Here is a 21,243-nt window from a genome sequence, read left to right on the forward strand (position 1 = left end):
CAAGCGCGACGCGGAACGTCAGAAAAAGCATTCCCACGCGGAGCGTGGGAACGATCAGTGGGTCGTTAGAGGCCCTTGAGGTCCCGTTCTTCGATGGGCCGGCTCTGGCGCAGGCGCCGGCCGCCCAACACCACCCAGTCGATCAAGCGGTACAGGCACTCGATGCCGAACGACAACAGCATCGCCCCGCCCAGGCCCCAGCCCATGGCTTCAGGCGTCAGCAGAATCTGGTAGCTGTAGCCATTCCAGGTCTCCGAACGGATATCCGGGTCGGCAGCCACCGCCACTTGCAGGGCACGGATGTACCAGGGGCCTTGCATGGCCTGGTATTGCTTGTCCAACTCGAGTTGGCGATCGAGCATAGCGCCCAGGCTGCTGGCGTCGCTCTGGAATACCGGGTCATCGCTGGCACGGTAATGCGCCACCAAGGCTTGCATATCACCGTTGAAAAACTGCTGCGCCGTGGACTCGAAACCGCGCAAGCCGGTCTGGGCCTCGATCAAGTGGGCTTCGACGCGCTTGGCGTAGTCATTGATAAACCCCGGCACCTGCACGCCGACCAACAAGCCAACGGCAAACAGCACCAACCGCAGATAGCTAAGCAACATGCTCGATTCCTTACTCGGTAACGCCCTGGCTGACACATTCACCGCGTCGCCACAGGCTCCATTGGCCCGGTTCGTAGCGGGTCCAGTTTTCGTTGTCGGTCAACGGCTCGGTGGCGATCACCGTTACCACATCATTGGGGGTGGTTTCGGCCTGAAAATCGACGATCACGTCGACATCTTTCAACCGAGCCGGGCCAAAAGGCGCCCGCCGGGTGATCTGTGCCAGCTTGGTCGAGCAATAGCAGAACAGCCAGTCGCCGTCGCTGAGCAGGCAGTTGAATACGCCCTTGCTGCGGTATTCGGCGCAGGCGGCGATCAGGTCGGGCAGCACCTGTTCGATGTCCACCGGCTCTGGGAAGGCTTCGCGCACACGGTTGAGCAAGTCGCAGAACGCCGCTTCGCTGTCGGTATCGCCCACCGGGCGGTAGAAGGTGGCGCGGGGATTGAAGTCCGCCAGTTGGCCGTTGTGGGCAAAACACCAGTTACGCCCCCACAGTTCGCGCACGAACGGATGAGTATTGGCCAGGCTGACCTTGCCCACATTGGCCTGGCGGATATGGCCGATCACCACTTCGCTCTTGATGGGGTAACGCTGAACCAGCAATGCGACTTCCGACTCGCTACTGGCAGCCGGGTCCTGGAACAGGCGCAGGCCACGGCCTTCATAGAAGGCAATGCCCCAGCCGTCGCGGTGCGGGCCAGTGCGCCCACCGCGCTGCATCAGCCCGGTAAAGCTGAACACGATATCGGTGGGGACGTTGGCACTCATGCCCAATAATTCACACATGCCAGGGCTCTCGCTGCAGGGCAAACAACGTTAAAGGCGCGGTTCGACCCGCATACCACCGGCAGGCGCCGGACGACGGAACGGTTCGTCGTCTTCCGGCTCGACGGCCAAGGCCGCATCCGCAGCAGCCTTGCGCTCACGGCGAGCGTTGGCGGCGCGCTCGATGGGCCAGCGAATCAGCACAAACACGATGTACAGGGCAAACGCGATCATCGTGTACATGAACAGGTCGGAAATGGCGCGCCAGGCGTTGTTGCCGACCTTGAGCACCAGGTCCAGGGCGGTAATGGCCACGGCCGGCGCAAACTGGGTCTTGACCGGGTCGACAATGGTCGGGCTGAGCAGCAACACCGCCATCAGCAATTGCAGGGGCTCGCGCAGCCAGCGCCAGATCCAGCGGGTCATGCGCCACCACACCAACAGGCAGCCCAAAGCGGCGAAGGCGTAAAGGCCCCAAGCGGTCAGATAGTCGTTCTCGGTCATGGTGTCCATGGCAAGGTTGGCAAACAGGCGGCTATGATAACGGCTTTTGCGTGTCGCGGCTGCAATGCCTGCCACCGTCTGCCAGATAGGAAATTATCCATGCCTATTTCCACCGCACCGATTGCCCGCAAGGCCCCAGGCCCAGACCCGTACGCCTGGCTGCAAGAACGCGACAACCCTGAGGTGCTCGACTACCTCAAGGCCGAAAACGCCTGGCAGGAAGCCCAACTGGCCGATCAGCAAGCGTTGCGCGAGACCCTGTTCGACGAGATCAAGGGCCGCATTCTGGAAACTGACCTGTCCCTGCCCTCCCCTTGGGGCCCGTACCTGTATTACACCCGCACCACCGCCGGCGACGAATACGCCCGCCACTACCGCTGCCGCCGCCCGGCCGATGACAGCAACCAGGTGGACACCAGCAGCGAAGAGCTGTTGCTGGACCCAAACGTGCTGGCCAATGGCGGCTTTTTCTCCCTGGGCGCGTTCAGCATCAGCCCCGATCACCAACGCCTGGCCTACAGCCTCGATACCAGCGGCGAAGAGATTTACACCCTGTTCGTGAAGGAATTGGCGACCGACAAGGTCAGCGAACTGGCGTTCGACAACTGCGATGGCAGCATGACCTGGGCCAATGACAGCCTGACGCTGTTTTTCGGCGAACTGGACGACACCCATCGCCCGCACAAGCTGTATCGCTATCGCCTGGACGGCACCGCCGCGCAGGAAGTCTTCCACGAGCCCGACGGCCGTTTCTTCCTGCATTGCTACCGCTCAAGCTCCGAACGCCAACTGTTGCTGGCCCTGGGCAGCAAGACCACCAGCGAAGTCTGGGCGCTGGACGCCGAGCAACCGCACCTGGCCTTCACCTGCCTGGCGCCACGGGTCGAAGACCACGAATACGACGTCGACCACGGCAAGCGCAATGGCCAGTGGACCTGGTTTATCCGCAGCAACCGCGATGGCATCAACCATGCGCTGTACGTGGCCGCCGACACCGGCACGCCGCCCACCGAAGCGGACTGGCAGAACCTGATCCCCCACAGCGACGAGGTCATGCTCGACGGCGTGAGCCTGAACGCCAACGCCATGACCTTGAGCCTGCGCATCGGTGGCCTGCCAGTCATCGAAGTGCACCCTGAGGATGTGCCGGCCTATCGGGTGCAATTGCCTGACGCCGCCTACAGCCTCTACGTGCAGAACAGCCTGGAGTTCCCCAGCGACAAGATCCGCCTGCGCTATGAGGCCTTGAATCGCCCGGCCCAAGTGCGTCAGCTCGAGCTGGCGACAGGCGCGCAGGTCGTGCTCAAGGAAACCCCGGTGCTGGGCGTCTTCAACGCCGACGATTACGTCAGCCAACGCCTGTGGGCCACTTCCGCCGACGGCACTCAGGTACCCATCAGCCTGGTGGTCAAGCGTGACCAGCTCGGCAAGCCGACGCAGCTGTACCTGTATGGCTACGGTGCCTACGGCTCAAGCCTGGACCCGTGGTTCTCCCATGCGCGCCTGAGCTTGCTCGACCGTGGCGTGGCGTTTGCCATCGCCCATGTGCGCGGCGGCGGTGAGCTGGGGGAAGCCTGGTATCGCAACGGCAAGCAGGAACACAAGCAGAACACCTTCAGCGACTTTATCGCCTGCGCCGAACATTTGATTGCCGAGGGCCTGACCACCTCCCAGCAACTGGCGATCAGTGGCGGAAGTGCCGGCGGCCTGTTGATCGGCGCGGTGCTCAACCAGCGTCCGGAATTGTTCCAGGCGGCGATTGCCGAAGTGCCGTTCGTCGATGTGCTCAATACCATGCTCGACCCGGAACTGCCGCTGACCATCACCGAGTACGACGAGTGGGGCAACCCCGAGGAACCCGAGGTGTATGCGCGCATCAAGGCTTACGCGCCGTACGAGAACGTCCGCGCCCAGGCTTACCCGGCCACGCTGGTGATCGCCGGCTATAACGACAGCCGCGTGCAGTACTGGGAAGCCGCCAAGTGGGTGGCCAAGCTGCGGGATATCAAGACGGACGACAACCTGCTGCTGCTCAAGACCGAGCTGGGTGCCGGCCATGGCGGCATGAGCGGGCGCTATCAGGGCTTACGTGACGTCGCCCTCGAATATGCCTTTGTGTTCAAGGCCCTCGGTCTGGTCTAACCGCCCGGCGTTTTCGGCTTGCTGTCGTTCTGCTGCAGGCCAGGGACCGTCTGGTCCTTGGGCGGCGCCGGCAGCACGATGGGCGCCAGCGGCGGCGAGCCATTATGGGTTTTGGGCGCAACGGGCGGCGTGACTTGCGGGTACAACGTGGGTGTTGGCGTGCCCGGCGCGCCTGGGGTTGGCGTGGGCGCGACCGGTACGGTTTGTAACTCCTGAGCCTGCGCGGTACCCAATGCGAGCGCGCTCAACACAATGACCGTTAGAATGCTGCACTTCATCGATGGCTCCATGGCCTGACCGGAATGCCCTAAGGCTACTCCCAACCGCGCAAGAATGCCCTTCCCAATGAGATTTCCATGAAACGTTTTGTTCTGCTGGACACCACCCCAATCCCCGACAACGGCGGTGCCTTGTGCCTGTTCGAATACGGCGAGGACTTCGTCATCAAGATCCAGGGCGGTGACGGTGGCCAGTTGATGAACACGCGCATGCATGGCTCCGAAGATGCCCTGGCGGAGATTCCCTGCCGCAAAGTGGCCGGGCGCCCGGGTTCACGTGTGCTGATCGGCGGCCTGGGCATGGGCTTTACCTTGGCCGCGGCGCTCAAGCATTTGGGCAAGAGCGCCGAAGTGGTGGTGGCCGAACTGGTGCCCGGCGTCGTGGAATGGAACCGTGGGCCGCTGGGGGAGAAATCCGGACGCCCGCTGCTGGACCCGCGCACCGTGGTCCGCCTGGAAGACGTGGCCAAGGTACTGCAGGCCGAGCCCCAAGGCTTTGATGCGATCATGCTCGACGTCGACAACGGCCCCGAGGGGCTCACGCAAAAAGCTAACAGTTGGCTGTACTCGGCCAGTGGCCTGGCCGCGTGCGCCAAGGCCCTGCGGCCCAAGGGTGTGCTGGCGGTGTGGTCGGCCAGCGCCGACAAGCTGTTCAGTGACAAACTGCGCAAGGCCGGTTTCAAGGCCGAGGAAGTGCAAGTGTTTGCCCATGGCAACAAGGGCACGCGGCATACCATCTGGATTGCAGAGAAGCTCAAGGGCTGATCACGGTTGATTCAATAGCGCCAATCCCCTGTGGGAGCGGCTAGAATCAACCTTGTCCGTGAACCACCCAATAATAGCCAGGAGCCATGATGAGCTCGAATAACCCACCCTCCCACACCGCCAAGCTGGACCGCATCCTCGCCGATGCCCAGCGCGACCGCGAAATGGGCTACCGCGATAAAGCCTTGAAGATGTACCCCCACGTGTGTGGCCGCTGCGCCCGTGAGTTTTCCGGCAAGCGCTTGAGTGAACTGACCGTCCACCACCGCAACCACAACCATGATGACAACCCCCAGGACGGCTCCAACTGGGAGTTGCTGTGCCTGTACTGCCACGACAACGAACACTCGCGCTACACCGACCAGCAATACTTCGGCGAAGGCTCCACCAGCAGCCCGAGCATTGCCAAGGCAACGCACAACCCGTTTGCGGCGTTGGCGGGGTTGATGAAGAAGGAAGACTAACGTTCTTCTTTGCCTGTTCCGGCCTCATCGCAGGCAAGCCAGCTTCCACAGTAGGAATGCATTTCCCCGTGGGAGCCGGGCTTGCCCGCGATGCGATCGCCCAAGCACTGCATCCCCCCAGGCCGTATAATCGCCGTTTTTCTCAAGGCACCCTTCCCCGTGGGCAATAAACGCTACAGCTGCATCGGTCTGTATAACCCCAAATCCCCCGAAAACGTCGGCTCGGTGATGCGTGCCGCCGGCTGCTACGGCGTGGCCTCGGTGTTCTACACCGGCGTGCGTTACGAGCGCGCCCGGGATTTCATCACCGACACCAAGAAGGTGCACCACGATATCCCGCTGATCGGCATCGACGACCTGAAAAAGATCCTGCCCCTGGGCTGCATTCCGGTGGCCGTGGAACTGGTCGAAGGCGCCCGTCCGCTGCCTGAATACACCCACCCCGACCGGGCCCTGTATATCTTCGGCCCCGAAGACGGCTCCCTGGACAAAGAGATCCGCGACTGGTGCGAGGACGTGGTGTACATCCCCACCACCGGCTGCATGAACCTGGCGGCCACGGTCAACGTGGTGCTCTATGACCGCCTGGCCAAGGGCAATAACACCCGTTCGGGCCCCAAGTACTGACATTGCGGGAACATCCGGCACATGCGCGCAGTCAGCTAATAACACTTGCCCTTGTTGGAGACTGATCATGAGCGATAGCAAAACCTTGCGACCTATCATCGAAGCCGCCCCCTTGAAGCCTCAACCCACCCAGAACGTGCATGGCTGGGAGCGCATCGGCTCGGTGGCCGGCGGGGTAATGATGGTGGGTAAAGGCTTGCGCCGCGGCGGGATTTTCGGCTTGATCCAGGTGGCGATTGGTGGCGTGGCACTGGCCCGTGGCTTTACCGGGCACAGTTCGCTCAAGGACAAACTGGAACAGGGCCGCCAGGAAATGAACAGTGTGCGCACCAAGATCGAACGGGCCGGTGAAGAGTTGAAGAACCTGAAGACCAAGGCCGAAGTGGCGGCTGAAAAGGCGGTGAAACCTAAAGCCTGACTTAAGACTTGGACATGCTGGAGATTCAAATGTGGGAGGGGGCTTGCCCCCGATAGCAGACTGTCAGCAGCCTACTTTTTGCTGACCCACCGCCATCGGGGGCAAGCCCCCTCCCACATTTTGAATTGCACAGGGGTTTGGATCAGCGCAGCAGTTTGCTGTCCAGTACCACCGAAGACTCACCGATCACACTCTCGGCCAACTGCACGAACTCTTTGGTGTTGATGCTGTTCACCCGCATCACTGCCTGCGCCAGATCGTCCAGGGAGCGTTTGTTGTGGGTCTTCACGCGGATCTCACGGTCCAGTTCCTGCAATACCACCACCGAACGCGCCAGCGTCGCGCCGTTGACGTGCTCGCCTTTGAGAGTGGTGACGTCTTTGCCTTCTTTGGTCAGCCGCGCCTGGATCGCCGCATAGCGTTCATCGGTGATGCCACCGGCACGCCGCATCAGCTCAATCGCGTAGTACTCGCCCAAGCCCTCGCTGATCCAGTCGCTGCTGTCGTGGTCATTGAAGCGTCCGATGGCCTGCACCACTTCGCGCAGCAACGGGCTGCTGCCATTTTCGCCCACCAGCGGCGTGCGGCTGTTGAGGTAGATCGAATCGCGTAACGAATAAGCGCCCCGCCGCATCGGGTCACTGGCACCGACAATCAACAGTTTGCCGGGATGGCGCGGGAACGCGGCTTCCACCTGGGGCCAGACAAACGTCAGCAACGTCAGCACGTCCATGCGGCGCATCCCCTGGCCCTTGGGCGAGGCCACGGTGACGTCGGTATCACCCAGGCGCAGGCGGCGGCTGCCGAGGTTGCCCGCCAGCATCCAGCCGGTGGGGCGGTCGAACAGGCGGGACACGTTGTCGATGCGGAATTTGTTCTGGCCGATGCGCGGCCAGGCGGTTTCGACGCTCTTCCAACCCGTCGGCAGTTCAAACATCAGGCGTGAGACCAGTTCGACGCCGTCTTGCTGGTCGAGACGTGCGGCCGGCACCAGGTCTTCGCCGCGCAGTAACGCCCAGCCGGGCGTGATGCGTGTGTCATACACGCCGGGCTTGCGCGCATGGGCCAGGCGCACCCGGTAGGTCAGGCTGGCCTTGTCAGGGCTGGGTTGCCACAGGCCACGGTTGCCCGTGACTTGCCACTGGCCATCGGCCTTGAAGTCGCTGTAGTCACCGTCGCGGCCCAGGTCGAAGTTCAGGCTGCGCACCGCCGCGCCCTGGGACAGGCTGACGCGCACCTCGGCCTGCTGGCTTTGGGGCAACAGCTTGATGTGGTAATCCAGGTCGACTTTCTTCGCGCACCAGCCCGGTCCGCTCAGCGCCAGCACGACCAGGCCCGCTGCCCACTTGGCGGCCACCTTCATACACACTCCTCATTCAGCCTGCGCGGAAAATCAGGTAATCCTCCCAGTCGTCCTCGGGCACGCTGCCTTCGCTGAGCATGCGCCCGGACTGGGAAATGCGTTCGTGGTGCACCGCATCACGGTCGCCGCAGACCAGGTGATGCCACAGCGGCAAATCCTTGCGCTCGCTGACCAGGCGGTAACCGCAGGTCGGCGGCAACCATTTGAACTGATCGGCCTGGCCCGGTGTGAGCTGAATGCAATCAGGCACCGAGGCGCGGCGGTTGGGGTAATCAGTGCACTGGCAGGTTTTCAGGTCGAGCAGTTTGCAGGCGATACGCGTGTAATAGACGCTGTTGTCGTCCTCATCCTCAAGCTTTTGCAGGCAGCACAGGCCACAGCCGTCGCACAATGACTCCCACTCCTCTTGGTCGAGGTGCTCAAGGGTTTTGCGTATCCAGAAAGGTTCGACTTTGGCGGCCATGGCTCTGCATCAGTATCGGAAGGTGAAAAGGCCGCCAGTCTAGTGCCCAAGCCCGTTGGGGCCAAGCGCTTACGACTGACGGTGTTGCAAGACTTGTCAGGCCTGGGTGGGCGCAGTAGTTTTGAATCCCGTTTTTTCCATCAGGGTCTGTCCATGAGCAATAACCCCCGTGTTGCCGATTATCCGATCCACACCCAATTCACCGAGCGCTGGTCGCCCCGCGCCTTTACCGGCGAGAGCATCCCGCAGGAGACGCTGCTGAGTTTCTTCGAAGCAGCACGCTGGGCGCCTTCGGCCTACAACTCGCAGCCGTGGCGGTTTCTGTATGCGCGCCGTGACACGCCGGACTGGGAGCGCTTCCTGGGCCTGCTGAATGAATTCAACCGCAATTGGGCGCAGCATGCGTCGGCCCTGATCATCATCGCGTCGAAAACCGACTTCATCGCCCCGGGTGCTACCGAAGAAACCCCGGCGCTGTGGCACACCTTCGACACCGGCTCGGCCTGGGGCCACCTGGCGCTGCAAGCCAGCCTCAGTGGCTGGCACACCCACGGCATGGCCGGTTTCGACCAGGAACTGACCCGCAAGGAGCTGAAGATTCCCCAGGGTTATGCGCTGCATGCGGCCGTGGCGGTGGGCAAGCTGGGTGACAAGTCGAGTTTGCCGGAGTACCTGCAAGGGCGCGAAATGCCGAGCCCGCGCAAGCCGTTGAGCGAGCTGGTGTCCGAGGGGAACTTCAGTCTCTAAGCATCGCCCTCTCATCCTCTGTAGGAGCGAGCTTGCTCGCGAAGAACGTCAACGATGACGCGCACTTTCTGAATAAGCGCGGCGCCTGTGAGTTTTTCGCGAGCAAGCTCGCTCCTACATGAGGCCATCGGGCAAGCTCTTCAGTACCCGCGCTCGAAATCCACTTCCCCGCGTAGCGCTTGCTTGGCCTGATACGCCCGCAGGTTCTGCACAAACAACTCCACCATCATTGGCGGCGAGGTCGGGGCCGAGCTGTGCCCGGTCAACAGCAAACCCCACGCCGTCCAGAACGGGTGGCGTTGCGGCAAGGGCTCCTGGCGGCACACGTCGATCACCGCGCCGGCCAGGTGCCCTTCTTTGAGCGCCTCGACCAGATCGGCGTCCACCACCGCCACGCCGCGTCCGACGTTGATAAACAACCCGGTGGGCTGGAATTGCTTGAACAGCGCCGCGTCGTACAGGTCATGGGTATCAGGCGTGTTGGGCAGCAGGTTGATCACGTAATCCACCTCCCCCACCAGCCGGCCCAACTGGTCGAGCCCCGCCACTTCGATAAACGGTGCCTGCTCGCGGGCCTGGCTGGCGATGCCATACAACTGCACGCCGAACGGCAGCAGAAACTCGGCCACGCGCTGGCCGATGTCACCGGTGCCGACGATCAGCGCCTTACGCCCCGCCAGGCTCTGGCCCATGCGGTTATCCCATTTGCGCTCCACCTGGCTGACCAACCGCGCCAGCACTTCGCGCTCGTGGCCCAGCATGTAGGTGAGGACAAACTCGGCCATGACCTGGCCAAAAATGCCTACCGCGCGGGTCAGCCGGTAGTCGCGTGGCAAGCCATCGGCCAGCAGGGGCGTGATGCCCGCCCAGGTCGATTGCAGCCATTGCGGATGATGGCCCTGGCGCAGCAGGGTAGCCAACAGATCGGGCTGGCCCAGCCACACCGGACAGTCGGCGGCCAGGCGCGAGAGTTCGGCCGAGTCGCCGCTGGTCAGCACTTCGAGGTCTGGGGCGGCGTCCCTGAGCAATTGGGCGTAGAGCGGATGATCCTGTTCAGCAATCAGAACACGCATGGTTCAAACCTTTGAAAAAACAGTGCAGACGGCCGCCCGCATCCTTACGGCCACCGTCCTCTAATACGATTCCATTGAAGCTGTGCCCTGAAGCGGGCACTGGTCGATCACATCGGGTCGTTGCGGCGCAGCAGCTCTTCGGGCAAGTGCTCGATGTACTCGTCCTCGGCCGGCGGCATTTGCAGGTGGTAGCCCTGCTTGTCGAGGTTTTCCAGCACCACGGCGATGTCTTCGCGCGACAGCTTGCGCTCCGGCGTCAGCACCATGTCAAAGGCGTGATGCGCCTTGCCAAAGGCTTCCATCAACGGCTCGGGCACGCGCTCCAGGGCATCGCTTTTGAGCACATAGAGGTACATGCCGTCTTTTTTCTTGCTGCGGTAGATGGAGCAAATACGTTTCAAGGCTGTTCTCCGGCATTGGCCAGGCTGTCGAGCAACGCCTGGCCCATCAACTCGCGGCGCCAGCCACGCAGCGAGTCTGGCAATTGGTAAGGCCCATCGGGGTAGCCACTTTTAACCAGGGCTTCGAGGGTTTTCTTGCGCAGCATCAGTTCCGGCGCCATGTCCAGGCGCTCGGCGAAGGTTTGGCCCAGGGCACGCAGTTGCTTGATCAACGCTGCAGCGTCCACCGGTAACGGCTCTGCCACGGCAGGCGGCCATTGGTCCATGGGCAGGCTGGCAGTGCGTTTGATCAGGTCCAGCAGGAACTGGCCGTCCTGGCGCACCGTACGCGGGTGCATGTCTTCGATCTTGCCCAGGGCGGCGAGGTTATCCGGCTGGGATTTGGCCAGGGGCCATAACGAGTGCTCGCGAACGATGCGGTTGCGCGGCAAGTCGCGGGCACGGGCCTGCTGCTCGCGCCAGGCGCAGAGCTCACGCAGCACTGCGAGTTGGGCACGGGACAATTTCCACGCCAGCTTGGCGTCGCGGTACAGCTCGTAGGGGTCGATCTCACGGCGCAGGTTGGCCACCAGTTCGGCGCCGTCTTCCAATACCCACGCGTATTTGTCGTCCGACAGTTGCGGGCGCAGGCGGGTGTAAACCTCGGCCAGGTGCACGGCGTCTTCGGCGGCGTAGCTGACCTGCGTCTCTGACAATGGCCGCTGCAGCCAGTCGGAGCGGGTTTCGCCCTTGGGCAGCTCGATATCCAACACCGCCTGCACCAGGCGCGAGTAGCCCATGGAGAAACCGAGGTTGAGGTACGCCGCCGCCAATTGGGTGTCGAACAACGGCACTGGCAAGCTGCCAGTCAGGCGCAACAGCACTTCCAGGTCTTCGCTGCAGGCGTGCACCACCTTGATCACCGCCGGGTTCTCCAGCAAGGCGGCCAAGGGTTGCCAATTGTCGATAGTCAGGGGGTCGATCAGGTAAGCGCGCACGCCATCACCGATCTGGATCAGCCCGGCAATAGGGTAAAAGGTGTCGACCCGCATGAATTCGGTGTCGAGGGCGACGAATGGCAACTGCTGCCATTCGGCGCAATGCTGGCCGAGGCTATCGTTGTCGCAGATCCAGTGAATATCGATGGCCACACGGCTCTCCCTTGAAGAATGGCGCGCAGTATATATCGCGAAAGGGGCTTGCGAGCATCCGCAGTGCACACGCCATCATGAAAACTCCGACAGGAGAGGAAGAATAGTCCTACAAGCGGGCGTTATCCTCTCTTACGCAAAACGTAGACGCACCATCGCCGCGAGCCCGGCAGGAACTCTTGGTAATTGAGGATTTTGAAGCCGGCTTGGCGAAACTCGCTCTCTACCGGCGTGCCCACGTTCACGGCAACAATCACCGTGTCGCGACTGACGCGGTGAAACTCATGCAATAACATGAGTCGTGCATCGCTGCCGGGCACATGGCGAAACAAATCCAGGCAGAAAATGCAGTCCACCGCATTCGCCGAAAGGCCAATGGAAAACGCCGAGCCCTGGAATGTTTTGACACGTTTGAGCAACGTACCCGGGTGATGGGTGCGCGCGTGATCGAGCATCGCCTGGGAGTTGTCCGAGGCCAGGATCACACGGTTGACGTGTTCGGCCAGCACCGGCCAGAAGCGCCCGGAACCGCACGCCAGGTCGAGGATAAGCCCTGGCTCGCCCGCCACTTTCAGGGCCTGGCGTACCAACCGCGCATCGCGCCACGCCGACAGGCGCTGCAACAGCCTGGGCGGACGCGGGTCGCCACAGCCCCTGGCATGCTCACGGTCATAGCGCTCGGTGAATTCGGTCTCGATGGAGGATGGAGGTTGTGGCGACATCGCGGGCTCATGTGAATGAAACGGTAGTGAACGACCTTGATCCGCAGCTTAACCTTCGCAACGTGAAAAAAAGGTCGAAAGCCCACACCGCTAAAACCGGTCACGCTTGATGCAAGTACCACCGCCAATCCTGCTCCCCCACCTCGCCCATGAACTGGCGATATTCGGCACGTTTGACCGCCAGGTAAACGCCTAGGAATTCGCGCCCGAACGCATCCGGTGCCCAGCGGGAGGTTTCCAGCGCGCGCAAGGTGGTCAGCCAGTCGGTGGGCAGCAGTTCCTTGGCCTGGGCGTAGCCGTTGCCTTGCACCGGGGCGCCAGGGTCGAGCTGTTCGCGGATGCCTCGATGAATGCCGGCCAGGATCGCAGCAGCCGCCAGGTAGGGGTTGGCGTCGGCACCGCAGATGCGGTGTTCGATATGCCGCGATTGAGCCGGGCCACCGGGCACGCGCAGGCTGACGGTGCGGTTGTCCACGCCCCAGGTGGCAGCGAGCGGCGCATAGCTGTTGGTTTGGAAGCGTCGATAAGAGTTGGCGTTGGGGCAGAACATCAACAGTGAATCGAGCAAGGTACTGAGCATGCCGCCCACGGCTTGGCGCAGCAGTGGCGTGCCGTCGGTCGCTTCACTGGCAAACAGGTTATTGCCCTGGGCATCGGCCAGGCTGACGTGCATGTGCATGCCGGTGCCGGCCAGGTCGTCGAACGGCTTGGCCATGAAACAGGCGGTCATTCCATGTTTGTGCGCCACGCCCTTGACCAGGCGTTTGTAGCGCACGGCTTCGTCCATCGCCTGCAGCGCGTCGGTGCGGTGTTCGAGGGTGATTTCCACTTGGCCCGGCGCGTACTCGGAGATAGCTGTGCGCGCCGGAATCCCTTGCAGTTTGCAGGCGCTGTAGAGGTCGGCAAGAAACGGCTCGATCTGCTCCAGTTCGCGCAGGCCGTAGACTTGCGTCGAACGCGGGCGATTGCCATCCACATCCCGCGCCGGTTGCGGGCGGCCGTTGCTGTCAGGCTTTTGGTCGAGCAGGTAGAACTCCAGCTCCGCCGCCATCACCGGGTAATAACCGTCGGCCTTGAGCGCCTCGATAACATTGGCCAGCAGGTGCCTGGGGTCGGCCACGGTGGCGGGCAGGCCTTCGGTGGGGTGCATGCTGACCTGCACCGCTGCGGTGGGGATCAAGCGCCATGGCATGCGCTGCAAGCTGCCGCTGATCGGGTAGGCGCGGCAGTCAATATCCCCCACCTCCCAGACCAGCCCGGAGTTTTCTACGTCATCGCCATTGATGGTCAGGCCGAGGATGGTACTGGGCAGAGGCCGGCCACTTTCGTACACCGCCAGCAGTTCGTCGCGGTGCAGCAGCTTGCCGCGCGGTACGCCGTTGTTATCGAGGATAAACAGCTCGAACATCTCAATGTCGGGGTTCTGTTCAAGGAAGGTCTGGGCTTCATGCAGGCTGGCAAAAACACTCATGGGAATTCTCATACGTTTGCGTCAGGCAAGCGCGCAGGCGCCGCCGGGCAGATGCGCACAGGTGTGCGTCATCCATGGGGGTAGATCAACGTAGGAGAGAGGTATCTGGCGGGCGCGCGTGTCGGCAATGGAACAAGGCCCAGAACGCAAGCGCAGACGGCAATGTCGCGGTGTGAGTGTCGGGGCAAGCGTGCATGCGCGGTCCACAGTGATAGAAAGACTTGAGCGTCACACGCGAGGATACGCGAGTAAATTCAGCCTTGATGGAGTTTGGTTGCAGTTTGGCTAAACATTCTGTCTGGAGGAGCGAGCTTGCTCGCGAAGATCGTTAACGATAACGCGGGTGCCTGGTTCACAGCGGCGCACACAGCTTTTTCGCGAGCAAGCTCGTTCCTACCAAAAACGGGCATTATGGCTGCTTCAACCGAGCCCCAAGGATTCGACTCCATGAAAGCGCCTCTGGCCCTCTGTGTACTGGCAAGCCTGGCCAATGTCGCCCAGGCCGACACCGCTGCATCTCGCCTTGACGACGTGATTGCGCGCGGCACCCTCACCGTGTGTACCACCGGCGACTACAAGCCTTACACCTCGCTGCGCAGCGACGGCGGCTATGAAGGTATCGACATTGCCATGGCCGAGTCCCTGGCCAAGAGCCTCAACGCCAAAATCAACTGGGTGCCCACCACCTGGAAAACCCTGATGCCGGACTTTCTGACCCAACGCTGCGACATCGCGGTGGGCGGTATTTCCGTGTCGTTGGAACGTCAGAAAAAAGCCTTCTTCAGCCAGTCTCTCGGGGTCGATGGCAAGATCCCACTGGTGCGCTGCGCCGATGTGCAGCGCTACCAGACGGTGGAACAGATCAACCAGCCCCAGGTGCGAGTGATCGAGCCCGCCGGTGGCACCAATGAAGTGTTTGCCCGTGCGCACCTGGGCCAGACGCAGATTCGCCTGCATGACAACGTGACGATTTTTGATGAACTGCTGGCGGGCAAAGCCGATGTGATGATTACCGACGCCAGCGAGGCGCGTTATCAGCAGAAGCTCAAGCCTGGGTTGTGCGCGGTCAACCCGGAGCAACCGATGCAGTACAGTGAAAAAGCGTTTTTGTTGCCGCGAGATGATGTGGCCTGGAAGAGTTACGTGGATCAGTGGTTGCATTTGAGTGTGGCGACGGGGGCGTATGCAGGGATTGTGGGGCAGTGGTTGGCTGCGCCTTGAATGCGGGGTGTCAGGTAGATCGGTGTTGATTGTCCGTCCGTCATCGCAGGCAAGCCAGCTCCCACATTGGGATCCTGGGGCGTCAGCCCGGTCCTACGCCTTGATCAACGCTACAAACGCCGCACACGCAGCGCTGCGATACGCGCCCTTGCGACTCAGGAGTGCCGCGGTGCGCTGCGGCAACGGTGGATTGATCACCACGGCATGCAGGCCTGCCTGGGCCTCGGCCAGTGCGCGGGGCAGGATGGTTGCCAGGGGCGTGCTGCGCACGATTTCGATGATCGCGCTGATGGAGTTGGCCTCCATGGCAATCTGCGGTTTAACCCCTTGTTGGTGGCAGTAGTCGTCGATATAGCGGCGGGTGGCGAAGCCTGTGTTCAGTAGCACCAGGGGCTGTTCGAGCCAGGCTGGTTGTGTGCGTTCTGGATGGCTGGCACTGACGACCAGGCTCAGCTCTTCGACAAACAGCGCCTCACAGTCGATCTCCAGCCCATGCTCGCCGGTAAAGCCGATGCCGATATCCAGCAGGTCCTCGCCCAGGGCGGCTTCGATGCGGTCTTGGGTCAGTTCCTCAATGCTCAAGGTGATGCCGGGATACGACGCATTGAAGCGTGCCAGCAGCGGGCCGATCAGGTAGGCGGTGAAGGTCGGCGTCATGGCCAGGCGCAAATGCCCCCGGCGCAGGTCCTGCACGTCATGTATGGCGCGGGTGCCGGCCTGTAGATCCTGCAAGGCCAGCCGCGCATAACGCACATAGGCCTGCCCCGCGTCGGTCAGGCTGACACTGCGCCCGGAACGGTCCAGCAGTGGCGCGCCCAGGCTTTCTTCCAGTTGCTTGATCTGTTGCGACAAGGTCGGCTGCGACACGTGCAGCGCCTCGGCGGCACGCGTGAAATTGCGATGCTCGGCAACGGCCAGCAAGTAACGGATATGACGCAACAGCATGGGCAGCGCTCCAACTATAGGCATGACTTATAGAAAGCATAATAAACCGGTCTTGGACGCTATAGCCGAAAACTTCCATCCTTGCCCCATCAGCGACGCAAGGAGAACCACCATGCAGCATCTCATCGACGGCTTTCGCAAATTCCAACGTGAAGCCTTTACCCCTCGCAGTGACTTGTTCAAACACCTGGCGACTACGCAAAACCCCGGCACCTTGTTCGTGTCCTGCTCTGACAGCCGCGTAGTCCCCGAGCTGTTGACCCAGCAGGAACCCGGTGACCTGTTCGTCATCCGTAACGCCGGCAACATAGTGCCGTCCTACGGCCCGGAACCAGGAGGTGTGTCGGCCACAGTCGAATATGCCGTTGCGGTGCTGGGCGTCAGCGACATTGTGATTTGCGGGCACTCGGACTGCGGTGCGATGACTGCCATTTCTACCTGCAAATGCCTGGACCACCTGCCCGCCGTGGCCAACTGGCTGCGCCATGCCGAGTCGGCCAAGGTGATAAATGCCGCTCGCACGCATGTCTCGGACGCTGCACGCCTGGATTCGTTGGTGCGCGAAAACGTGGTCGCCCAACTGGCTAATCTCAAGACTCACCCTTCTGTCGCCCTGGCGCTGGAACAAGGCCGGATGAACCTGCATGGCTGGGTGTACGACATCGAAACCGGCGGCATCGACGCTTTGGACGGGCACACCGGGCGCTTCGTCTCCCTGCTCGACCACCCCAGCACCCGCGCCCACGCTGCCTGAACCTTATTCAACCCAAGAGGACGTCACCATGTTGCAATCCCAATTCGCCCAAACCCCACGTCTGGCCCTGGCCGACACCGTTATCGACCTCAAGGCACGCAAAAACCTGTCGTGGCAGGACCTCACCGACGGCACCGGGCTGAGCCTGGCATTCGTCACCGCAGCCCTGCTCGGCCAGCACCCGCTGCCCAAGGAGGCGTCCGACATCGTGTGCGGCAAACTCGGTCTCGACGAGGACGCCAGCCGCCTGCTGCAGAGCGTCCCATTGCGCGGCAGCTTCCCGAGCGGTGTGCCGACCGACCCAACCATGTACCGTTTCTATGAAATGCTGCAAGTCTACGGCTCTACCTTGAAAGCCCTGGTGCATGAGCAATTCGGCGACGGCATCATCAGCGCCATCAACTTCAAACTGGACATCAAGAAAGTCGAAGACCCGGACGGCGGCTCCCGTGCGGTCATCACCCTGGACGGCAAATACCTGCCGACCAAACCCTTCTGATTCGCCGCCAACCGTCTACGCTCTTGGCACACCAACAAGAACGAGGGACGGGTAAATGAAGAGACTGCTCCGATTCACCTGGCTGCTGCTGTTGTGTTGCAGCCAGGTGCATGCCGCCACGGCACAGGAAGCGGATGCCCAAGCCGCCAAGGCCCTGCTGGAAAAGGCCTTGGCGTACTACCACAAGCAAGGTGACAAGGCGTTCGCCGCTTTCAGCCGTCAGGGCGAGTTCATCGACCAGGACCGTTATGTGTTTGTGGTCGATACAAAAGGCGTACTGCTGGCCAGTGGCGGGCCCTCCTCCGCGCTCATAGGTCGCGATGTGTCCGAGGTACTCGGACCGGATTTGCGCCAATCCTTCAAGGACGCGCTCAAGGTGCCCGAAAACCAGGGTATCCAGCAGGCTGACTACCGCTGGCAGAACTGGAATGACGGCAAGGTCGAACATAAACACGTGTTTTATCAGCGCGTGGGCGAACGCATCCTGGCGGTCGGTTATTACTTGCCGCGCGCCACACCGGAACAGGCACGGGCGCTGCGCAACAAGGCGGTGGAGGCGTTGGTCAAGGATGAAGCCGGCACGCTCAAGGCGATCAACTCCTTGCAAGGCGGCTTCCTGCAAGATGATCTCTACGTATTCGTGGTGGACCTGAACACGCAGCGCTACGTCGCCCATGGCACCAACCTGCGCCTGATCAACACCGATTTTGCCAAGATCAAGGACCCGGATGGCAAACCGGTGGGTGTGCCGATCCTCCAGATGATGGCCGAACAGGACCAGGGCGAATACAAATACCGCTGGAAAAACCCGGTGACCGGCAAGGTCGAGAACAAGCATGCCTATGTGCGCAAGAGCGGGCATTTCATGGTTGCGGTGGGGTATTACAGCCCCTGATCCTGATCGTTCCCACGCTCTGCGTGGGAACGCCGCCTGGGACGCTCCGCGTCCGCTTATCTAACTTTGTCTTCACGGCCGCGCAGTACCCGATTCGGCATCGCTATCGCAGCGGCCAACCCCAGCAGCGACACCGCCGCACTCACCATCAGCAAATGCCGGAACGTCACCGCCAACTCGTCGCGCAACGCATCCTGCGCCGGGCCGGGTGCGGCGTTGAGGCCGTCGAGCAGTACGTTGCCGGAACTGCCTTCGGCCACCAGTGCGCCGCTCGTCAAATGGGCGAAACTGGAATCGTGCAACAGCGCCAGCAGCAACGCCGACATGCAAGCCACCCCCACTGCCCCGCCCAGGGAGCGAAACAGGTTGGTGGTGCTGGTGGCCACACCGATATCCCGTTGCTCTACCGAGTTCTGCGTACCCACCAACGAGGTCGGGAACTGCATGCCGGCGGCGATACCGCACAACAACATGAAGACGCTGGTAAGCGCCACCGCCTGGGGGGCGCTGTAGGCCATGCCGAGAATCGCCAGCGGGCTCAACACCGCGCCGCTGAGGATCATCGGTTTATAGCGGCCGGTCACCGAGGTCATGCGCCCGGCGAAATACGCGCCCATCGGCAAGCCCATCGCCAACGGCAGCAAGTGCAGGGCTGCGCTGTCGGCACCAGCGCCGGTCACGGTCTGGTAGCGCAGGGGCATCAGCACCGTCAGGGAAATCGCCTGGAAGCTGGTGACGAAAATCGTGCACCAGCACAACACCGCACTGCGGTTGGCAAACAAGTGCATCGGCAACAGCGGTTCCCGTGCGCGGCGTTCGTGCCATACAAACATGCTCAAGGCCAACAGGGCACAGGCCAGCAACCCCAGCACTTGATCGTCACGCCACGAATGGCCCTGGCCGATTTCAGTGATGCCCAGCAACAAGGCGGTGAGGCCGACGATCATCAGCACCGTGCCGAGGTAATCGATGATCGGCTTGCGCTGCGGCACCGGCAGCCCCACCAGAGTGCGATGGGCCACGTACCAGGCACCGACGCCCAGTGGCAGGTTGATCAAAAACACCCAGCGCCACGACAGGTACTCGGTCATATAACCGCCCAGCACCGGCCCGGCCACGCTGGCCACCGCGTACATGCTGCTGAAATACCCCTGATAACGTCCCCGTTCGCGGGGAGGAATAATGTCGCCAATGATCGCCTGGCTCACCGAGACCATCCCGCCAGCGCCGATACCCTGCACAACCCGCGCCAGCACCAGTTGCTCCATGCTTTGCGCAAGGCCGCAGAACAGCGACGCGAGGGTAAACACGCCCATGCCGATCAGCATCATGGGCCGGCGCCCATACAGATCGCCAAGCTTGCCGTAGATCGGCACCGCCACGGTCATCGCCACCATGTAGCCGGAGATCACCCAGGCGAGCAGGTTGACGTCATGGAACTGTGCGGAAATGGCCGGCATGGACACGGCGACAATGGTCTGGTCCAGGGCACCCAGGAAGATCGCCATCATCAGCGCGACCAGGATACTGCGCACGGCGGGAACGGTTGGAGCGGGCTGATTGAGGTGTGTCACGGCAGAACCTTCGAGCAGGGCCCACAGGCAACGGTCACCGGTGGGAATGCTCGATACGATAGCAGGCTATTCGATAGGCTCGTAAGGAAGGCCGACGTAATTTTCTGCGATGGTTTTACGCCCAGCCTCAGAGCGAATGAAATAGTCCAGTTCGCTTTCGGCAATACGCTGGCTGAAGTCATCCGCCTGGGGAAACTGATGCAGCATCGAGGTCATCCACCAGGAAAACCGCTCGGCTTTCCACACTCGGCGCAGGCAGATTGCCGAGTATTTTTCCAGCAAGTCCAGGCGCCCTTCGCGGTACACCTTGAGCAAGATGCGGAACAATGTGCTCACATCACTAGCTGCCAGGTTCAAGCCCTTGGCACCGGTGGGCGGCACAATGTGCGCGGCATCGCCGAGCAGGAACAGGCGCCCGTACTGCATGGGTTCCACCACAAAGCTGCGCAGCGGCGCGATGCTTTTCTCGATTGACGGGCCGGTCACCAATTGTTCGGCCAATGAGTCGGGCAGGCGGCTTTTGAGTTCATCCCAGAAACGTTCATCCGCCCAGTCTTCCAGCTTCTCTTCGACCGGCACTTGCAGGTAGTAACGGCTGCGGGTCGGCGACCGCATGCTGCACAGCGCAAAACCCCGCGCATGTTTGGCGTACACCAGTTCGGCATGTACCGGCGGCGTGTCGGCCAGCACGCCCAGCCAGCCGAAGGGATAGACCCGTTCGAACACCTTCAGCGCTTGCGCCGGTATCGACTGGCGGGCCACGCCATGGAAACCGTCGCAGCCGGCAATGTAGTCGCACTCCAGGCGACAGGCTTGGCCTTCATGCTCGAAGGTCAGCCATGGCTGTTCACTTTTCAGGTCATGGGGCTGAACATTGGAGGCTTCGTACAGGGTAATGGCACCCGCGGCTGCGCGGGCGGCCATCAGGTCGCGGGTGACCTCGGTCTGGCCGTAGATCATCACCGACTGGCCGCCGGTCAAGGCCTTGAGGTCGATGGAGGTGAGTTGGCCATTGAGGGCAATATCAAACCCGTCGTGCACCAGACCCTCGGCGTCCATGCGTTGGCTGACGCCGGCTTCGCGCAGCAGGTCGACCATGCCCTGTTCCAACACACCGGCGCGGATACGGCCTTGTACGTAATCGGCGCTCTGACGCTCTAGAACGAGGGTCTGGATGCCAGCGTTGTGCAGCAGTTGGCCGAGCAGCAATCCGGAAGGACCGGCACCAATAATGGCGACTTGGGTTTTCAGGGTTTTCATTATTTTTATGACCTTCAAGCTTCACGCGAACGTATGGAGTGAAAGAGTTGTCATTGCTCTTGTGGCTGACATTTTTCACTTGAGTGAGGCTCATAAGAAGGTGAAAACTGCGTCAAAACCTGTGCTTTTCGCCAATCGGGGCGATTACCGAAC

General features: G+C 61.8%; 24 protein-coding genes. 10 read left to right on the forward strand and 14 right to left on the reverse strand.

Translation table 11 applies throughout. From position 1 onward, the window contains the following. Positions 1-65: 65 nt before the first annotated feature. From APH41_RS15475 to APH41_RS15485, 3 genes are read right to left on the reverse strand one after another with little or no spacing between them, the layout of a single operon-like run. Entirely contained in the window at positions 66-608 is a 543-nt protein-coding gene (locus APH41_RS15475) for a DUF2937 family protein (protein WP_034126628.1), read from the reverse strand. Between the two features lie 10 nt (positions 609-618). Further along, positions 619-1,395, reverse strand: coding sequence for a class II glutamine amidotransferase (locus APH41_RS15480; RefSeq protein ID WP_003189615.1), 777 nt, complete (start codon positions 1,393-1,395; stop codon positions 619-621). A 30-nt stretch (positions 1,396-1,425) separates the two neighbouring features. Further along, positions 1,426-1,953, reverse strand: a complete 528-nt coding sequence (locus APH41_RS15485) for a hypothetical protein (RefSeq protein ID WP_054919983.1) — start codon at positions 1,951-1,953, stop codon at positions 1,426-1,428. A gap of 24 nt (positions 1,954-1,977) precedes the next feature. On the opposite strand from APH41_RS15485, the gene APH41_RS15490 reads away from it, so the two are divergent. Next, entirely contained in the window at positions 1,978-4,020 is a 2,043-nt protein-coding gene (locus APH41_RS15490; RefSeq protein ID WP_054919985.1) for a S9 family peptidase, read from the forward strand. Here APH41_RS15490 and APH41_RS15495 read toward each other — a convergent pair. Beyond that, positions 4,017-4,298, reverse strand: coding sequence for a hypothetical protein (locus tag APH41_RS15495; RefSeq protein WP_054919987.1), 282 nt, complete (start codon positions 4,296-4,298; stop codon positions 4,017-4,019). The genes APH41_RS15490 and APH41_RS15495 overlap by 4 nt on opposite strands. A 78-nt stretch (positions 4,299-4,376) precedes the next feature. Between APH41_RS15495 and APH41_RS15500 the strand changes: the two genes are divergently transcribed. The 4 genes from APH41_RS15500 (at position 4,377) to APH41_RS15515 (ending at position 6,572) form a co-directional block, all read left to right on the forward strand. Beyond that, positions 4,377-5,063: a spermidine synthase gene (locus APH41_RS15500; protein WP_034126624.1), complete on the forward strand. Its 687-nt coding sequence runs from the start codon at positions 4,377-4,379 to the stop codon at positions 5,061-5,063. A gap of 89 nt (positions 5,064-5,152) precedes the next feature. Continuing rightward, on the forward strand, positions 5,153-5,527 hold the full coding sequence (locus APH41_RS15505; protein WP_054898999.1) for a YajD family HNH nuclease: 375 nt from the start codon (positions 5,153-5,155) through the stop codon (positions 5,525-5,527). Between the two features lie 159 nt (positions 5,528-5,686). Further along, the gene (locus APH41_RS15510) at positions 5,687-6,154 is read left to right on the forward strand and encodes an RNA methyltransferase (RefSeq protein ID WP_003189607.1); all 468 of its coding nucleotides are present in this window, start codon (positions 5,687-5,689) and stop codon (positions 6,152-6,154) included. A 67-nt stretch (positions 6,155-6,221) separates the two neighbouring features. Next, complete coding sequence (locus APH41_RS15515) at positions 6,222-6,572, forward strand: DUF2892 domain-containing protein (protein WP_014717485.1); 351 nt, start codon at positions 6,222-6,224, stop codon at positions 6,570-6,572. A gap of 142 nt (positions 6,573-6,714) precedes the next feature. Here APH41_RS15515 and APH41_RS15520 read toward each other — a convergent pair whose 3' ends face one another. Continuing rightward, the gene (locus APH41_RS15520; RefSeq protein WP_054919989.1) at positions 6,715-7,935 is read right to left on the reverse strand and encodes a hypothetical protein; all 1,221 of its coding nucleotides are present in this window, start codon (positions 7,933-7,935) and stop codon (positions 6,715-6,717) included. 13 nt (positions 7,936-7,948) lie between these two features. Continuing rightward, complete coding sequence (locus APH41_RS15525; RefSeq protein WP_003172524.1) at positions 7,949-8,398, reverse strand: YcgN family cysteine cluster protein; 450 nt, start codon at positions 8,396-8,398, stop codon at positions 7,949-7,951. A gap of 153 nt (positions 8,399-8,551) precedes the next feature. Between APH41_RS15525 and APH41_RS15530 the strand changes: the two genes are divergently transcribed. Beyond that, positions 8,552-9,145: a nitroreductase family protein gene (locus tag APH41_RS15530; protein WP_034126620.1), complete on the forward strand. Its 594-nt coding sequence runs from the start codon at positions 8,552-8,554 to the stop codon at positions 9,143-9,145. Positions 9,146-9,285: 140 nt separating this feature from the next. Here the strand turns inward: APH41_RS15530 and APH41_RS15535 are convergent, their stop codons facing one another. From APH41_RS15535 to APH41_RS15555, 5 genes are all read right to left on the reverse strand, one after another. Beyond that, on the reverse strand, positions 9,286-10,218 hold the full coding sequence (locus tag APH41_RS15535) for a D-2-hydroxyacid dehydrogenase (protein WP_054919992.1): 933 nt from the start codon (positions 10,216-10,218) through the stop codon (positions 9,286-9,288). 107 nt (positions 10,219-10,325) lie between these two features. Then, on the reverse strand, positions 10,326-10,619 hold the full coding sequence (locus tag APH41_RS15540) for a YcgL domain-containing protein (protein WP_003189597.1): 294 nt from the start codon (positions 10,617-10,619) through the stop codon (positions 10,326-10,328). Then, positions 10,616-11,749, reverse strand: a complete 1,134-nt coding sequence (gene rnd, locus APH41_RS15545) for a ribonuclease D (protein WP_034126618.1) — start codon at positions 11,747-11,749, stop codon at positions 10,616-10,618. The genes APH41_RS15540 and rnd overlap by 4 nt, the downstream gene beginning before the upstream one ends. Before the next feature lie 122 nt (positions 11,750-11,871). Then, positions 11,872-12,471: a class I SAM-dependent methyltransferase gene (locus tag APH41_RS15550; RefSeq protein ID WP_054919994.1), complete on the reverse strand. Its 600-nt coding sequence runs from the start codon at positions 12,469-12,471 to the stop codon at positions 11,872-11,874. 100 nt (positions 12,472-12,571) lie between these two features. Continuing rightward, positions 12,572-13,942: a glutamine synthetase family protein gene (locus APH41_RS15555; RefSeq protein WP_054919996.1), complete on the reverse strand. Its 1,371-nt coding sequence runs from the start codon at positions 13,940-13,942 to the stop codon at positions 12,572-12,574. A gap of 447 nt (positions 13,943-14,389) precedes the next feature. On the opposite strand from APH41_RS15555, the gene APH41_RS15560 reads away from it, so the two are divergent. Further along, complete coding sequence (locus tag APH41_RS15560) at positions 14,390-15,163, forward strand: transporter substrate-binding domain-containing protein (protein WP_034126615.1); 774 nt, start codon at positions 14,390-14,392, stop codon at positions 15,161-15,163. A 93-nt stretch (positions 15,164-15,256) separates the two neighbouring features. Here APH41_RS15560 and cynR read toward each other — a convergent pair whose 3' ends face one another. Continuing rightward, positions 15,257-16,108 (reverse strand): transcriptional regulator CynR, encoded by an 852-nt coding sequence (gene cynR / locus APH41_RS15565; protein ID WP_034126614.1) that lies wholly within the window; start codon positions 16,106-16,108, stop codon positions 15,257-15,259. 112 nt (positions 16,109-16,220) lie between these two features. Here cynR and APH41_RS15570 point away from each other — a divergent pair, with 112 nt between their 5' ends. From APH41_RS15570 to APH41_RS15580, 3 genes are read left to right on the forward strand one after another with little or no spacing between them, the layout of a single operon-like run. Next, positions 16,221-16,862, forward strand: a complete 642-nt coding sequence (locus APH41_RS15570; RefSeq protein ID WP_054919998.1) for a carbonic anhydrase — start codon at positions 16,221-16,223, stop codon at positions 16,860-16,862. 28 nt (positions 16,863-16,890) lie between these two features. Further along, a complete protein-coding gene (cynS, locus tag APH41_RS15575) occupies positions 16,891-17,361 on the forward strand; it encodes a cyanase (RefSeq protein WP_054920001.1) in 471 nt (156 codons plus the stop codon). A gap of 55 nt (positions 17,362-17,416) precedes the next feature. Continuing rightward, positions 17,417-18,256 (forward strand): cache domain-containing protein, encoded by an 840-nt coding sequence (locus tag APH41_RS15580; RefSeq protein ID WP_054920003.1) that lies wholly within the window; start codon positions 17,417-17,419, stop codon positions 18,254-18,256. 56 nt (positions 18,257-18,312) lie between these two features. Here APH41_RS15580 and APH41_RS15585 read toward each other — a convergent pair whose 3' ends face one another. After that, positions 18,313-19,830: an MDR family MFS transporter gene (locus APH41_RS15585; protein ID WP_054920005.1), complete on the reverse strand. Its 1,518-nt coding sequence runs from the start codon at positions 19,828-19,830 to the stop codon at positions 18,313-18,315. 66 nt (positions 19,831-19,896) lie between these two features. Continuing rightward, complete coding sequence (gene pobA / locus APH41_RS15590; protein ID WP_173647468.1) at positions 19,897-21,081, reverse strand: 4-hydroxybenzoate 3-monooxygenase; 1,185 nt, start codon at positions 21,079-21,081, stop codon at positions 19,897-19,899. Between the last annotated feature and the right edge of the window lie 162 nt (positions 21,082-21,243).

The organism is Pseudomonas sp. NBRC 111138 (assembly GCF_001320835.1).
In the GTDB taxonomy this organism is placed as follows: Bacteria; Pseudomonadota; Gammaproteobacteria; order Pseudomonadales; family Pseudomonadaceae; genus Aquipseudomonas; species Aquipseudomonas paracarnis.